The sequence below is a fragment of the Pseudomonas sp. H1_D05 genome, assembly GCF_054682705.1.
The window spans coordinates 2,262,087-2,277,235 of record NZ_CP162825.1; the positions used below are offsets into that span (position 1 = coordinate 2,262,087).

Consider the following 15,149-nt stretch of genomic DNA (forward strand, 5'->3'; position numbering starts at 1 on the left):
ATATCGACCATGCAATGGATGTTCATGTTGATCGGGCTGGTGCTCGGCTGGCTGCTCGACGAGTCGTTCAGTGATGCGCTGTTGGGCGCGTTGTTGGGGCTGGTGATCGGGCAGACGATCCGCATCGCGCGGCTAGGCTCGCAGGCGATGGAGCAGCAGCGTCAACTTGAGCTGGCGAAGGTCGCTTTGCAGGGCGTCGAACAGCGCCTGTTTCTGCTCGAAGGTGCCCCGGTTCGTGCCACGCCGCCACCGGGTCCCGAACCTGTTGCTGAAACAGTCACAGTCGTAGAAGCAGCTCCAGCACCTGAACTGATCTGGGAGCTGCCGCCCGAACTCGAACCGATTTCCGCCGTCGCCAGCGAAACCAGTCAACCGCTGCCCGCCGATGTCTGGCGCCTTGATGCCGTGACGCCCGAACCGCAACAACCTGCCGAACCCCGTGGCCCGAACCTCATCGAACGCGGCATAAGTGCTGCGCGCAACTGGCTGTTCGGCGGCAACACCGTGCTGCGGGTCGGCGTGGTGTTGCTGTTCTTCGGTCTCGCATTCCTGCTGCGCTACGCCACCGAAGGCATGGTCGTGCCGATCGAGTTGCGTTACGCCGGTGTCGCGGCGGCCGCGTTGGGCCTGCTCGCGCTGGGTTGGTGGTTGCGCCGGCGCAACAGTAATTACGCGTTGATGCTGCAAGGCACCGGGATCGCGGTGCTGTATTTGACGGTGTTTGCGGCCATGCGTCTGCATCCGTTGCTTGATCCATCGGCCGCGCTCGGCCTGCTGGTGGCGGTCACCGTTTTCTCGGCGATTCTCGCCATCACTCAAGATGCTTTAGGGCTTGCCGCAGCGGCGGCATTGGGCGGTTTCGCGGCGCCGATCCTGACCTCGACCGGCGCCGGCAACCACGTCGCGCTGTTCAGCTATTTCGCGCTACTCAATGCTGGCATTCTTGCCATCGCCTGGTTCAAGGCCTGGCGTCTACTCAACCTGATCGGCTTCGTCGGCACCTTTGGCATCGGCTTCGCCTGGGGCCTTCGTTCGTATGCGCCAGAACTGTTGTGGAGTACCGAGCCGTTCCTGATCCTGTTCTTCCTGATGTATCTCGCCATCGGCCTGCTATTCGCCCGCCGCAAGTTGCTCGACATGCCCGACGCACCTGCGGATGGCGATCGCGAAGCGTTGCTGCACTGGTCGGCGCGCAAGGGCGATTACGTCGACGGCACGATGCTGTTCGGACCGCCGATCATTGGCTTCGGATTGCAGTTTGCGTTGGTGCAGCATATGGAATTTGCCGCAGCGTTCAGTGCGCTGGCGCTAGGCATGATCTACATGGCACTGGCCAAGGTGTTGATGGGTGGCCGGGCGGTTCTGCTGGGCGAAACCTGTCTGGCGCTCGGAGTGATTTTTGCCAGTCTGGCGATCCCGCTGGGACTCGATGCGCGCTGGACCTCGGCGGCATGGGCAGTGGAAGGCGCGGGGATTTTCTGGCTCGGTTTGCGTCAGCATCGACCGTTCGCTCGGGCGTTTGCCTTGCTGCTGCAACTGGGGTCGGCACTGGCGTTTCTCAGTCAGTTGCGCGTCGGCGAGAGCAGTCTGCTTGACGGTGCTCCGCTGGGTGCGCTGATGCTCGGCATTGCGTTGCTGTTCAGTTTCTATCAATTGCGCAAGGCCACGCCGGAACAAGCCTCGCCTTGGGAGCGTCAAGGCTTGCCGGTGTTGGCGTGTCTGGGCCTGACCTTCCTCTATCTGCTGGCGCCGCTGTTCTTCTTCGTTCAAGCCACGGCGATCAGTTGGGCGCTGGCCGGGCTGGCAACTCTGTTGGTCGGTCTGCGCATTCAATCGCGCACGTTCCTGTTCAGCGCGTTTGCCGTGCAGTTGCTCGGCGGTGCGTTATTCCTGTTGCGTCTGCAAGGCGCGGGCGAGGATTCGGCGGCGGTGTTCAGCGCCGGCTGGAGCGGATTGCTCAGCGCGTCGTTGATCGGGCTGGCGTTGATCGCCGGCATGCTGTTGGCGGCTCGCGATGAAATGGTGCGTGGCGATGTGCGTCTGTTACGCGGTTTGTCGGTGGTGCTGCTGGCCGGTCTGGTGCTGATCAATCTGGCGGTGCTGTTCGTGCTGCCATGGCAAACGGCGAGTGCGGTGTGGGCCGCGAGTGGTTTGCTGATCATCTGGCTGAGCCTGTACCTCAAGCAGCGCGTAAGTTTTGTCTTTGGTCTGCTGTTGCAGTTGATTGGTGGCGCGGCGTTTTTGCTGGCCGGCCCCGAGTTGCTTGGGCCACTGTCCAGCGAAGGCCTGAAACCGTTGGCCCATGGCGGATTCTGGACACCGCTGGTACTGGGCTTGGCTGCGATGATCGGTGCCTGGCGCCTGCAACTGGGCAACCACGCTTCAGCATTCGATGCGCTGAGTCTGCAGCGTTTGTCCGAAGTGCTGCTGGTGTGGGGCGCGGGTTGGTGGGCGCTGGCGTGGGTTAGCGAGGTGCTGCGTTTTGCGTCGCCGAATCTGCAAGGTACGTTGTTGCTGTTGGTCGCGGCGCTCAGTGTTGCGCTGTGGACGCTGTTGTCGCTGCGCTTGAAATGGCCGGCGCTGGGCTTGCTCTGCACCTTGCTGATTCCGGCGGCTGGTCTTGTGCTGCTCGCCGCATGGCACTCGCGTTATCACCCGGCGGCCGATTTCGGCTGGCTGGCGTGGGCGGCGGTGTTCGCCGTGCATTTCTTCAGCCTGCGCCGCTTGGCACCGATGCTGCCGGCACGAGCCTTGAGCACCGCGCATGTGCTCGGCTGTTGGTTGCTGATTGGCGTGCTGGCGCTGGAATTGCGCTACGGTCTGCTGCTGTTGTCCGAGCAATACAACGCCTGGCGTTGGCTGGGCTGGGCGATTCTGCCGAGCCTGTATCTGCTGCTGGCGGCGGCACCGCGCAGTTGGCCTTGGCCGGTGGCGGCATTCCCTCGCGAGTACCGTTTGTACGCCGCTGCGCCGTTGGCGGTGTTGATGCTCGCATGGTTCTGGCTGGCTAATGGTGTCAGCGATGGCAACGCCGAGCCGCTGCCATACGTGCCGCTGCTCAATCCATTGGAGCTGGGTTTGTTGTTCGCATTGTTCGGTGTTTACGTCTGGTCGCGCAGCGCGGTTTCGCAGCTGTCGATTCGCCAGGACTACGCCGATTACGCGACGCAACTGGTCGCGGGGGTTTCGCTGTTCGCCTTTTGCACCGCGTTGGTCACCCGCGCGGCGCACCATTGGGCCGGGATCCCGTTCGAGCTGGATACGTTGCTCGCCTCAATGCTGGTGCAGGCCGGGTTGTCGATCGTCTGGACGCTGATGGCGCTGGGGTTGATGATCGGCGGCCATCTGCGCCATCGTCGCGAAGTGTGGCTGATTGGCGCGGCGCTGATTGCGTTGGTGGTGGCCAAACTGATTTTTGTCGAATTGAGCAACCGTGGCGGTCTCGCCCGGATCGTCTCGTTTATCGGTGTCGGCGTGTTGCTGCTGGTGGTCGGCTATTTCGCGCCACTGCCGCCCAAACGCGTCGACGCTGAACCGGCGGCGGACAAACCGGCCCCGGACACCGAAGGAGTTTCATCTTGAGTCGCATGCGAAATCTGGGTTGGTTGGCGTTGGGCGTGGTGATGGCGGCCGGCGCTCAGGAAAAACCGGCGGACTTCGCCACGCAGGTGCCGCTGTCAGTCACTGGCAACGGTCCGTGGTACCGCCTCGAATTGCCGTTGAGCGTGCAATTGCAGGCACGCCAGACCGATCTCAGTGATCTGCGTGTGTTCAACGCTGCCGGCGAAGCGCAGGCCTACGCCTTGGCGCGAGAATCAGCGCAGACCCGCGACGACGGCCGCTTGCATGAGGTGAAATGGTTCCCGCTGTACAACGCCGCCGACGCCAGCGAACGCGCGCCGAATGTGCGTGTGCAATCGACCACCAACGGCACGCTGGTCGAGGTGCAGCCGTCCAGTCAGTTGGAGGTGGGTGAAGAGGTGCTGCGTGGCTGGCTGCTGGATGCCAGCGCGATCAAGGCGCCGTTGCAGCAGTTGATCCTCGACTGGACCAGCGAGCGCGACGGCTTCCAGCGCTTCAGCATTGAAGCCAGCGACGATCTGCAACACTGGCAAGCGTGGGGCGAGGGGCAGGTCGCGCGGCTGACCTTTTCCGATGAGCGCATCGAGCAGCACGAAGTGACGCTGCCGGGGCAGTCGGCGCGTTATGTGCGGTTGTTATGGGAGTCGCCGAACTCGGCGCCGATCCTGACGTCGGCGCAGCTGAAAAGCAGTGATCCGCGCAACGTTCCGCTGCCTTTGGTCTGGTCGCAGGCGTTGGCCGGCAGCAGCACCAAGGCTGGGGAGTACACCTGGCAGTTGCCGATGGGGCTGAATGTCGAGCGCGTGCAGGTCGAGCTGAAACAGCCGAACAGCCTCGCGCCGGTGACGCTGGCGGGGCGTCGCGAAAGCAGCTTGCCGTGGCAGACGTTGGGCAATGGCTTGCTCTATCGCCTGACCCAGAATGGTCAGGATGTGGTGCAGAACGAATTGCCGCTCTACGGGCAGACCGTGCAGCAGTTGAAACTGAGCGTGGATGAGCGTGGCGGTGGTTTGGGTGAGCAGGCGCCGAGTCTGAAATATGCGGTGCGGGCGACGCAGGTGGTTTTCCTCGCGCGGGGCGAGGGGCCGTACAGTTTGGCGGTGGGCAATGCGACGGTGAAGACGGCGAACTTGCCGTTGGCGACGCTGATTCCGGATTTCAAACCGGAGAAGCTGGCGGGGTTGGGTAAGGCGATGGTCCAGGGTGAGGCGGTTGTCACGCAAACTTCAACCGCAACAGCGGCGGCGGTGGCCGAGACCAATTGGAAGAAGATCGGCCTGTGGGCGGTGTTGTTGTTGAGTGTGGTTTTTCTCGGGGCGATGGCGTTCAGCCTATTGCGCAAACCGCCGACCAACACCTGAGAAAGGCTGGCGCTGTGCGCCATTCGCTAGCAGGCTAGCTCCCACAGTGGATCTGCAGTGGACGCCAATTGTGTGTTCACTCAAATCCCCCTGAGGGAGCGAGCCTGCTCGCGAAAGCGGTATCTCAATCAATACATATCCCAAACCGATCGGCCTTCGTCGGATTTCGGACTACGCTAAATCCGCTACCTGAACTCTCCCCCGACAATCACGTCTCATACAGGCAAATACACCCCAACGCACGTTACCGGGCGTCTTCGCTCGCTACGTTTTCAGACTCCCTGTAAACTGCGCGGGTTTTTAGCCCCCCATTCCACCGGAGCCGTCCATGTCCCGCGTTACCCTGAGTCGCTATTTGATTGAGCAGACCCGCAGCAATAACACTCCTGCCGATCTGCGTTTCCTGATCGAAGTGGTCGCGCGTGCTTGCAAAGAAATCAGCCACGCCGTGTCCAAAGGCGCCCTGGGTGGTGTTCTGGGCAGCATGGGCACTGAAAACGTCCAAGGCGAAGTGCAGAAGAAGCTCGACGTGATCTCCAACGAGATCCTGCTCGAAGCCAACGAATGGGGCGGTCACCTGGCCGGCATGGCGTCCGAAGAAATGGACAACGCCTACCAGATCCCGGGCAAATACCCGAAAGGCGCATACCTGCTGGTATTCGACCCACTGGACGGCTCGTCGAACATCGACATCAACGCCCCGGTCGGCACCATCTTCTCGGTACTGCGTTGCCCGAACGAATACCTGAGCCAGAACGAGCCGCTGAACGAAAAAGCCTTCCTGCAGCCAGGCACCCAGCAGGTTGCTGCCGGTTACGCGATCTACGGCCCGCAAACCATGCTGGTACTGACCCTGGGCGACGGCGTGAAGGGCTTCACCCTCGATCGTGAAATGGGCAGCTTCGTGCTGACCCACGAAGACATCACCATTCCTGAATCGACCCAGGAATTCGCGATCAACATGTCCAACCAGCGTCACTGGGAAGCCCCGGTACAACGTTACGTTGGCGAGTTGCTGGCCGGCGAAGAAGGTCCGCTGAAAAAGAACTACAACATGCGTTGGGTCGCGGCGATGGTTGCCGACGTACACCGCATCCTGACCCGTGGCGGTCTGTTCATGTACCCGCGCGACAGCCGCGAGCCATCCAAACCAGGCAAACTGCGTCTGATGTACGAAGCCAACCCGATGTCGTTCCTGGTGGAACAAGCGGGCGGCGCGTCCACTGACGGTCACCAGCGCATCCTCGACATTCAGCCGGACGGTCTGCACCAGCGTGTAGCGGTGTTCCTCGGTTCGAAAGAAGAAGTCGCCCGCGCTACGGCCTACCACAAGGAATAAACCATGACCGCGCCCTGGCAGCCGTTGCTCGATTGGTGGTTCGGACATGCCGAATCCCCCGACGAGATAGCGGCTGACAAGGGCAAGTTGTGGTTCGGTAAGCGAGACAGCCAAGACCTCGAAGCGCGTGAGCGTTTCGGGGTCTTTGTCGATCAGGCCCTGGCCGGCGAATTGACCGCGTGGACGCAACGTCCCGAAGGTTGGCTGGCGGTGGTGTTATTGCTCGATCAACTGCCGCGAATGATCTTTCGCGACACCCCAAAAGCGTTTTCCGGCGATCTGCGCGCGCAGAAACTCGTTGCCCAAGGCATTGCGGCGGATTTTGATCGGCAGTTGAAACCGATTCAGCGTGTGTTTATTTATCTTGTGTTTGAGCACTGCGAGAATCTTGCGGTGCAGAACGAGGCGGTTTCCAGGTTTATCGAACTGGTGGCTGAACAGCCGGAAGCGGAGCGGGCGGTGTTTGCGGATAATCTGGATTATGCCGAGCGGCATCGGAAAGTGATTGCGCGGTTTGGCCGGTTTCCGCATCGCAATGCGGTGTTGGGGCGGGAGTCTACGGCGGAGGAGTTGGTGTTTCTTTCCGAGCCGGGTTCACGGTTTTAAGAGCTTTCCCTCACCCTAGCCCTCTCCCGGAGGGAGAGGGGACTGACCGAGTTGTCTGGTCTTGATACATCGACCTGCAATTTCTGAGTCGAACTCAGGTCTGGAAAATCCCCCGATCGGCTCCCTTTCCCCCTCGCCCCCCTTGGGGGAGAGGGCTGGGGTGAGGGGGTAAAGCCCTTGATCTTAAATGCGGAAACTACCCACCAATTGCTTCAGCCGCGCCGCCTGCTGCTCCAGATCCGAGCACGCGCGCAACGTCGCCTGCAAGTTCTCCACACCTTCCTGATTCAGCGTGTTGATCTCGTTGATATCGACATTGATCGACTCGACCACCGCCGTCTGCTCTTCAGTCGCCGTCGCTACCGACTGGTTCATCCCGTCGATCTCACCGATACGCTGAGTCACGCTACCCAATCGCTCACCGGCCTGGTTGGCGATACCGACACTGCTTTCACTCTCACGCTGGCTCTCGGTCATGATGCTGACCGCCTGACGCGCGCCGACCTGCAGCTCTTCGATCATCTTTTGCACTTGCTGCGCCGAATCCTGGGTGCGGTGGGCGAGGTTGCGCACTTCATCTGCGACCACGGCGAAACCACGCCCAGCTTCACCGGCACGCGCTGCTTCGATCGCGGCGTTGAGCGCGAGCAGATTGGTCTGCTGGGAAATGCTGGTGATCACTTCGAGAATCTGGCCGATGTTCACCGTGTTGCTGTTCAGGGTTTCGATGTTGCCGCAGGAATCGCTGATCTTCGCCGACAGCTGTTGCATGGCCTGGATGGTTTTATCCACAACCTGCTGACCGTCGACCGCGAGGCTGCGGGCATCGCTGGAGTGCTGCGAGGCGAGGGCGGCGTTCTGGGCGATTTCCTGGGCGGCGGCGCCGAGTTGGTTGATCGCGGCGGCGACGCTGTTGGTACGGCTGGACTGCTGATCGGAGTTGTACATCGACGAGTTCGACGCCGCGACTACGCGCAGGGCGACTTCGTTGACCTGGCCGGTGGCCGAAGACACTTCACGGATCGAGGTGTGAATGCGCTCGACGAAACGGTTGAACGAGGTGCCTAGCGCGCCGAACTCGTCGTTGCCGTGGATCACCAGACGTTTAGTCAGGTCGCCTTCACCTTCGGCGATGTCGTGCATCGCGCGGCCCATGGTCAGCAACGGTTGCATCAGCACGCGAATGAGCATGCCGAGCAGGGCGATGATGATCACCACGGCAATAACCATGGCGATCAGCGCCGAGGTGCGGAATTCGCTGAGCATTGCGAACGCGGTGTCTTTATCGAGTACCAGCGCCACGTACCAGTCGGCCGACGGCACGCCGTTGATGTGGGTGAAGGAGATCAGTTGGGTTTTGCCGTCGAGCTCGACTTCTTTCAGACCCGGGCTGACTTTCGGCGCACCATTGGGATAGGCCTCGGCAAGGGTCTTGAGTACCAGTTTGCTGTCCGGGTGGATCAGGATCTTGCCGTCGGCACTGACGATGAATGCGTGACCGTGGCCACCGAAGTTCAGCGAGTTGATGATCGCGCTGACGCTGGTCAGGTCGATGTCGGCACCGGCGACGCCGAGCATCTGGCCCTGGCGCTGAACAGGTGTTGCGACAGTGATCACCAGTTTGCCCGAGGACGCGGCGATGTACGGTTCGGTGACAATGGTCTGTTGCGCGCTGTTTGCCGCTTTGTACCAGCCACGGGCGCGTGGATCGTAGTCCGGTGCGCGGTTGCCGGCAGGCACCGAGAACATCACGCCGTCAGCGCCGCCGAAATAGCTGAGCTGGAAATTGCCGGTGTAGGCGGGCAGGTCGATGATGCGTTTCAGGTTGGCGGGGGCGTTGCCGTCGACGGCGACTTGCTGCGACAGCGATTGCAGCAATTGAATGCGGCTTTCCAGCCAGGTCTGGATGTTGCTGGTGGTCAGGCTGCCCAGCTCCTGCATCGAGGCTTCGGTGCTGCTGTTCAAGGCTTCGCGCTGTCGATAGTCGTTGAAGAAAATGAAACAGGCGAACGCAATGGCCACCACGAGGGCGGCAGCCAACAAGATCTTGTGGCTGAATTTCATGTTTCTGGTCATCGAATGAACTACCGCGAAGGGACTGGTCAAGAAAGGGCGGCAATTTGCCACACTCGGGGGCTTTGCGCTGCTTTTATGTCGACCGCGGTGCGCCAAAGATTAGGCGTGTTTGGCGAAAGGCGACGAAATGCTCAATAGCGTTACAAAGTGGCTGATTTATCGGCAAATGCCAGACGGGCGGGCTAATAAATAGCCATTCCCCCACGGAACCAGATGAGGGTTTTCTCTTCTAAGCTTCTGGTTGGCACCATGCCATCCCCCCTCGTTCCAGGAGTTACACCATGTCGCTGCGATCTATCGCCCTTCTGACGTTTTGCGTGCTGTTGGCCGCATGCAGCAAGGTCAATCAGGAAAACTATTCGAAGCTCTCGGCCGGTATGGCCAAGGCCGAAGTCGAGACTCTGCTCGGCAAGCCCACCGATTGCTCGGGCGCGCTCGGCATGTCCAGTTGCACTTGGGGCGACAAGAACAGCTTTATCAGCGTGCAGTACGCCGGTGACAAAGTGCTGATGTTTTCCGGCCAAGGCCTGAAGTAAACCGGGGCTTCGCGCCCACGGAGAAGAAAAATGAAGCGGTTATTGCTGATCCTTTTTGCCGGCCTGGTACTGGCCGGCTGCGCCACTTCCGGCGTCGACCCGTTGGCGCCGAAAACCGTCAACAGCGTCAATCTCAAGCGTTATCAGGGCACCTGGTATGAACTGGCGCGCTTGCCGATGTATTTCCAGCGCAATTGCGCGCAGTCCGAAGCCCATTACACCCTCAAGCCGGACGGCAATGTCGCGGTGCTCAATCGCTGCCTGACACCGGACTGGCAATGGGAAGAAGCCAAGGGCACGGCTTATCCACAGGTGCCGGGCAAGACCGACAAGCTGTGGGTCGAATTCGATACCTGGTTCTCACGTCTGATTCCGGGTGTGGCGAAAGGTGAATACTGGGTGTTGTACGTCAGCGATGACTACAAGACCGCCATCGTCGGCGACCCGAGTCGCAAGTACATGTGGTTGCTGTCGCGCACACCGACCGTCAACGGGGTGGTCCGTGAAGAGCTGCTGAGCAAGGCGCGTCAGCAGGGTTATGACACCACGCGATTGATCTGGCGAGCGTCGGATCGGCAGATGGCCAAGACCTCGAATTAATCACCCATCCTGATCGCTCCGCTCCGCGTGGGAGTGTCTCAATGGACGCTCTGCGTCCGCTTGTGGGACGCAGAGCGTCCCGGGCTGCATTCCCACGCAGAGCGTGGGAACGATCAGCTGTCAGCCGAGGAGGTCGCGCAGGACCTGGGTGAAGGCGCGTGCACTGTCTTCTTCGCCAGCATGCCGGCCATCACGCACAACCCATTGGCCATTGACCAGCACATCGCGCACCTGACGATCGCCGCCGGCAAACAACCAGCGATTCAAAATCCCGTCACCCGTGGCCGTCGCCAGATACGGATCGCTGCCGTCGAGCACAATCCAGTCCGCACGCTTGCCAACCTCCAGCGCGCCAATCGGCTGCCCCAACGCTTGCGCACCGCCATCCAGCGCCGCGTCATACAGCGTGCGCCCGACCATCGGTTGATCCGCGCCATACAAGCGATTGCGCCGCTGATCACGCAGGCGCTGGCCGTATTCCAGCCAACGCAATTCTTCGACCACGCTCAGTGACACATGGCTGTCGGAACCGATACCCATGCGCCCACCCTGAGCGAGGAAATCCACCGCCGGGAAGATCCCGTCGCCCAGATTTGCTTCGGTGGTCAGGCACAGCCCGGCGATGGCGCGACTCTTGGCCATCAGGGTGACTTCTTCCGGATTGGCGTGAGTCGCGTGGACCAGGCACCAGCGTTGATCGACTTGGGTATTTTCGTAGAGCCATTGCAAAGGGCGACGACCGCTCCAGCTCAGGCAATCGTTGACTTCTTTTTGCTGCTCGGCGATGTGGATGTGCACCGGGCATTGCTTGTCGCTGGCCGCCAAAACTTCACTGATCTGTTGCGGCGTCACTGCGCGCAACGAGTGAAAGCAAAGGCCCAGCGATTGCGCCTTTTGCTGCGCCAGTAACGGCTGCAAACGCGATTGCAGATTCAGGTAATTTTCGGTGCTGTTGATGAAGCGGCGCTGGCCGTCATTCGGCGTCTGGCCGCCAAAACCAGAGTGGCTGTAGAGCACCGGCAACAGGGTCAGACCGATGCCGCTTTCACTCGCAGCCTGGCTGATGCGCAAGGCCAGTTCAGCCGGGTCGGCGTAAGGCTGACCATTGTTGTCGTGGTGCACGTAGTGAAATTCAGCGACGGAGGTATAACCGGCCTTGAGCATTTCGATGTACAGCTGACGGGCAATCACGCCGAGTTGATCCGGGCTGATTTTTCCGACGAGGCGATACATCAGATCGCGCCACGTCCAGAAACTGTCGTTCGGATTGCCGGCCACTTCAGCCAGACCCGCCATCGCCCGCTGGAAGGCGTGGGAGTGCAGATTCGGCATGCCCGGCAGCAGCGGGCCGCTCAGCCGTTCGGCGCCGTCTGCGGTGGAATCGGCCTGAATCTGGGTCAGCAGGCCATCGGCGCTGACCTCAAGACGTACATTGTTGGCCCATCCGTTAGGCAGCAGCGCGCGTTCGGCAAAGAAGGCGGACATGGTTCGGCACCCCATCGTGTGTTATTTGTATATACATATACAGACGTTTGCCTGCCCGGTAAACTCCGGCAAGCTAGCCACTTTCACCAATGAACAGGGATCAACCGTGCCGACTCCGCCTCCAGTCTCCCCGTTGGCCGCGAACATGGGCGACAGTCCGGCGCCCTTGTACGCCCGCGTCAAACAGATGATCACCCAGCAGATCGACAGCGGAAACTGGCCGCCGCACTACCGCGTGCCGTCCGAAAGCGAGCTGGTCAATCAACTCGGTTTCAGCCGCATGACCATCAACCGTGCCCTGCGTGAGATGACTGCCGATGGTCTGTTGGTGCGCATGCAAGGCGTCGGCACCTTTGTCGCCGAACCGAAGAGCCAGTCTGCGCTGTTCGAAGTGCACAACATCGCCGACGAAATCGCCTCCCGTGGCCATCGCCATACCTGCCAGGTCATCACTCTTGAAGAAGAGGCTGCCGGTTCCGAGCGCGCGCTGGCGCTGGACATGCGTGAAGGGCAGAAGGTGTTCCACTCGCTGATCGTGCATTACGAAAATGATATTCCGGTGCAAATCGAAGACCGTTTCGTCAACGCACTGGTCGCGCCGGAATACCTCAAGCAGGATTTCACTCTGCAGACGCCTTACGCGTATCTCAATCAGGTGGCGCCGCTGACTGAGGGCGAGCACGTGGTTGAAGCGATTCTGGCCGAGCCCTCCGAGTGCAAGTTGCTGCAGATTGAAAAAGGCGAGCCGTGTTTGCTGATTCGTCGCCGCACGTGGTCGGGGCGTCAGCCGGTTACCGCTGCACGATTGATTCACCCAGGTTCCCGTCATCGTCTGGAAGGACGCTTTCATAAATGACTCAAGTGAAGGTTTTACGCGCCGAAGGCTACCCGCGCATGCCGTGGAAAAACGGTGGCGGCAGCACTGAAGAAATCACCCGTGACGCGGGGGCCGGCCTGGACGGTTTTGGCTGGCGCCTGTCGATTGCCGACATCGCTGAGTCGGGTGGTTTTTCGACGTTCGCCGGTTACCAGCGGGTGATCACCGTGTTGCAGGGTGACGGCATGACCTTGTGCGTTGACGGCGACGATACGCGGCCGCTGTTACCGCTCGACCCGTTTGCTTTCAGTGGTGAGAGCCAGGTGTCGTGCACGCTGCTAGGCGGTGCGATTCGCGATTTCAACCTGATCTATGCGCCGCAGCGTTACAGCGCGCGGTTGCAGTGGCTGGATGGCGAGCAGCGATTCTTCAGCTCGGCGGGGACGGTATTGGTGTTCAGTGTCAGTGAGCTGTTGCAAGTGCACGTCGGTGACAGTGTTTCGCAGCTCGGTCGCCATGATTGCCTGCAACTGGACGGTAACAATGGTTTGGTTGAAGTGTCCGTTGATGCGGGTTGCTGTGTCATTGAGCTGACTGCCCGCTGATTGAAAAATCTTAAAAGATCGCAGCCTTCGGCAGCTCCTACAATGGGATTGATGTACGCCCTGTAAGAGCTGCCGAAGGCTGCGATCTTTTGCTTTTGGGGTGTTCCCAACCCACGCACCAACTTGTTACCGAACGCCCCAGCGTGGCGCAAAACCACGCTCACGTAACAAAGTCCCGTCGCCCTGAATCATCCCCACGAAAAAATTTCATCCACGCCCGAACCCTTGATTCAGGCGCCCTCCAGCCGTGCCCAGGATTTTTCTTGAACACCCCTCCAACAAGTTGGCCGCTTGATTGCATATGCTTGTATGTACAAGTAAAGACGTATGCGTATGAGTCGCTCGAGACTCTCCGCAGCGTCCACTGATTCGCTTGTCGCGCAGCGAAGCGCACAGGCTGCTTGCCCACTGCCAGGGTTGGTTTGAATTGATCGCTGAGGAGTCTTTTTCGTGACTGACAATAAGCCTACAAAGTTTCGTAACGTCGAGATCCGCGCTGCCCGCGGTAATAAGCTGACCGCCAAGAGCTGGCTGACTGAAGCGCCGCTGCGCATGCTGATGAACAACCTTGACCCGGAAGTCGCCGAGAACCCGAAAGAGCTGGTGGTTTACGGTGGTATCGGTCGCGCCGCGCGTAACTGGGAGTGCTACGACAAAATCGTCGAGAGCCTGACCAACCTGAATGACGACGAGACCCTGCTGGTGCAATCCGGCAAGCCGGTCGGCGTGTTCAAGACCCACAGCAACGCCCCGCGTGTACTCATCGCCAACTCCAACCTCGTCCCGCACTGGGCGAGCTGGGAACACTTCAATGAGCTCGACGCCAAAGGCCTGGCCATGTACGGCCAGATGACCGCGGGCAGCTGGATCTACATCGGCAGCCAGGGCATCGTTCAAGGCACCTACGAAACCTTCGTTGAAGCCGGTCGCCAGCACTACAACGACAACCTCACCGGCAAGTGGGTGTTGACCGCTGGCCTCGGTGGCATGGGCGGCGCACAACCTCTGGCGGCAACCCTCGCCGGCGCTTGCTCGCTGAACATCGAATGCCAACAAGTCAGCATCGATTTCCGCCTGAAAAGCCGTTACGTCGACGAGCAGGCCAAAGACCTCGACGACGCCCTGGCGCGCATCGACAAATACACCAAAGAAGGTAAAGCGATTTCCATCGCGCTGCTGGGTAACGCCGCAGAAATCCTCCCGGAACTGGTCAAGCGCGGCGTACGCCCGGACATGGTCACCGACCAGACCAGCGCCCACGATCCGCTCAACGGTTACCTGCCGGCGGGCTGGACCTGGGACGAATACCGCGCCCGCGCCAAGACCGAACCGGCCGCTGTGATCAAAGCCGCCAAGCAGTCGATGGCGGTGCACGTCAAAGCGATGCTGGAATTCCAGAAGCAAGGCATTCCGACCTTCGACTACGGCAACAACATCCGTCAGATGGCGCAGGAAGAAGGCGTCGAAAACGCCTTCGACTTTCCGGGTTTCGTACCGGCCTACATCCGTCCGCTGTTCTGCCGTGGCATCGGCCCGTTCCGTTGGGCGGCGCTGTCGGGCGATCCACAAGACATCTACAAAACCGACGCCAAGGTCAAAGAGCTGATCCCCGACGACGCCCATCTGCACAACTGGCTGGACATGGCCCGCGAGCGCATCAGCTTCCAGGGTCTGCCGGCACGTATCTGCTGGGTCGGTCTGGGTCTGCGCGCCAAGCTCGGTCTGGCCTTCAACGAGATGGTCCGCAGCGGCGAATTGTCGGCACCGATCGTGATCGGTCGCGATCACCTCGACTCCGGCTCGGTCGCAAGCCCGAACCGTGAAACCGAATCGATGCAGGACGGTTCCGACGCCGTATCCGACTGGCCACTGCTCAACGCTCTGCTGAATACCGCGAGCGGCGCGACCTGGGTTTCCCTGCACCACGGCGGCGGCGTCGGCATGGGCTTCTCGCAGCACTCGGGCATGGTGATTGTTTGCGACGGTACGGACGAAGCGGCCGAGCGTATTGCGCGCGTACTGCACAACGACCCGGCCACCGGTGTCATGCGTCACGCCGATGCCGGTTACCAGATCGCCATCGACTGCGCCAAGGAACAGGGGCTGAACCTGCCGATGATTACCGGCGGTAAGTAACACGCT

At 60.7% G+C, this 15,149-nt stretch carries 11 protein-coding genes and 1 pseudogene; 9 read left to right on the plus strand and 3 right to left on the minus strand.

From position 1 onward, the window contains the following. Positions 1-9 precede the first annotated feature (9 nt). From AB4O11_RS10290 to AB4O11_RS10305, 4 genes are all read left to right on the plus strand, one after another. On the plus strand, positions 10-3,582 hold the full coding sequence (locus AB4O11_RS10290; RefSeq protein ID WP_460130590.1) for a DUF2339 domain-containing protein: 3,573 nt from the start codon (positions 10-12) through the stop codon (positions 3,580-3,582). Further along, positions 3,579-4,943 carry a DUF3999 domain-containing protein gene (locus tag AB4O11_RS10295; RefSeq protein ID WP_460130591.1) on the plus strand — a complete coding sequence of 455 codons (1,365 nt, stop codon included), beginning with the start codon at positions 3,579-3,581 and terminating at the stop codon, positions 4,941-4,943. Before AB4O11_RS10290 ends, AB4O11_RS10295 begins: the two co-directional genes overlap by 4 nt. A gap of 328 nt (positions 4,944-5,271) precedes the next feature. Continuing rightward, positions 5,272-6,282, plus strand: a complete 1,011-nt coding sequence (locus AB4O11_RS10300) for a class 1 fructose-bisphosphatase (RefSeq protein WP_093430046.1) — start codon at positions 5,272-5,274, stop codon at positions 6,280-6,282. A gap of 3 nt (positions 6,283-6,285) precedes the next feature. Next, on the plus strand, positions 6,286-6,888 hold the full coding sequence (locus tag AB4O11_RS10305; RefSeq protein WP_093430047.1) for a DUF924 family protein: 603 nt from the start codon (positions 6,286-6,288) through the stop codon (positions 6,886-6,888). Between the two features lie 183 nt (positions 6,889-7,071). Here the strand turns inward: AB4O11_RS10305 and AB4O11_RS10310 are convergent, their stop codons facing one another. Beyond that, entirely contained in the window at positions 7,072-7,836 is a 765-nt protein-coding gene (locus tag AB4O11_RS10310; protein WP_371748298.1) for a methyl-accepting chemotaxis protein, read from the minus strand. A 141-nt stretch (positions 7,837-7,977) separates the two neighbouring features. Continuing rightward, positions 7,978-8,964, minus strand: a pseudogene (locus AB4O11_RS10315) (cache domain-containing protein); the annotation flags it as partial. A gap of 281 nt (positions 8,965-9,245) precedes the next feature. Here AB4O11_RS10315 and AB4O11_RS10320 point away from each other — a divergent pair. Both AB4O11_RS10320 and AB4O11_RS10325 read left to right on the plus strand, forming a co-directional pair. Continuing rightward, positions 9,246-9,500, plus strand: coding sequence for a hypothetical protein (locus tag AB4O11_RS10320; RefSeq protein WP_003220802.1), 255 nt, complete (start codon positions 9,246-9,248; stop codon positions 9,498-9,500). Between the two features lie 30 nt (positions 9,501-9,530). Beyond that, positions 9,531-10,100, plus strand: coding sequence for a lipocalin family protein (locus AB4O11_RS10325; protein ID WP_093430049.1), 570 nt, complete (start codon positions 9,531-9,533; stop codon positions 10,098-10,100). A 120-nt stretch (positions 10,101-10,220) separates the two neighbouring features. Here AB4O11_RS10325 and AB4O11_RS10330 read toward each other — a convergent pair whose 3' ends face one another. Beyond that, positions 10,221-11,585, minus strand: a complete 1,365-nt coding sequence (locus tag AB4O11_RS10330) for a formimidoylglutamate deiminase (protein ID WP_460089558.1) — start codon at positions 11,583-11,585, stop codon at positions 10,221-10,223. A 145-nt stretch (positions 11,586-11,730) separates the two neighbouring features. Here AB4O11_RS10330 and hutC point away from each other — a divergent pair, with 145 nt between their 5' ends. The 3 genes from hutC (at position 11,731) to hutU (ending at position 15,143) form a co-directional block, all read left to right on the plus strand. Beyond that, complete coding sequence (hutC, locus tag AB4O11_RS10335) at positions 11,731-12,441, plus strand: histidine utilization repressor (protein ID WP_163013658.1); 711 nt, start codon at positions 11,731-11,733, stop codon at positions 12,439-12,441. Continuing rightward, the gene (locus AB4O11_RS10340) at positions 12,438-13,007 is read left to right on the plus strand and encodes a HutD/Ves family protein (RefSeq protein WP_093430051.1); all 570 of its coding nucleotides are present in this window, start codon (positions 12,438-12,440) and stop codon (positions 13,005-13,007) included. The genes hutC and AB4O11_RS10340 overlap by 4 nt, the downstream gene beginning before the upstream one ends. A 450-nt stretch (positions 13,008-13,457) precedes the next feature. After that, positions 13,458-15,143, plus strand: coding sequence for a urocanate hydratase (gene hutU, locus AB4O11_RS10345; protein WP_093430052.1), 1,686 nt, complete (start codon positions 13,458-13,460; stop codon positions 15,141-15,143). Positions 15,144-15,149: the final 6 nt, after the last annotated feature.

Excerpts from the sequence above, each read along its gene's own strand:
- AB4O11_RS10290 (WP_460130590.1), top strand. The coding sequence starts at position 10 with ATGCAATGGATGTTCATGTTGATCGGGCTGGTGCTCGGCTGGCTGCTC.
- AB4O11_RS10300 (WP_093430046.1), top strand. The coding sequence starts at position 5,272 with ATGTCCCGCGTTACCCTGAGTCGCTATTTGATTGAGCAGACCCGCAGC.
- AB4O11_RS10305 (WP_093430047.1), top strand. The coding sequence starts at position 6,286 with ATGACCGCGCCCTGGCAGCCGTTGCTCGATTGGTGGTTCGGACATGCC.
- AB4O11_RS10310 (WP_371748298.1), bottom strand. The coding sequence starts at position 7,836 with ATGTACAACTCCGATCAGCAGTCCAGCCGTACCAACAGCGTCGCCGCC.
- AB4O11_RS10320 (WP_003220802.1), top strand. The coding sequence starts at position 9,246 with ATGTCGCTGCGATCTATCGCCCTTCTGACGTTTTGCGTGCTGTTGGCC.
- AB4O11_RS10325 (WP_093430049.1), top strand. The coding sequence starts at position 9,531 with ATGAAGCGGTTATTGCTGATCCTTTTTGCCGGCCTGGTACTGGCCGGC.
- AB4O11_RS10330 (WP_460089558.1), bottom strand. The coding sequence starts at position 11,585 with ATGTCCGCCTTCTTTGCCGAACGCGCGCTGCTGCCTAACGGATGGGCC.
- hutC (WP_163013658.1), top strand. The coding sequence starts at position 11,731 with ATGGGCGACAGTCCGGCGCCCTTGTACGCCCGCGTCAAACAGATGATC.
- AB4O11_RS10340 (WP_093430051.1), top strand. The coding sequence starts at position 12,438 with ATGACTCAAGTGAAGGTTTTACGCGCCGAAGGCTACCCGCGCATGCCG.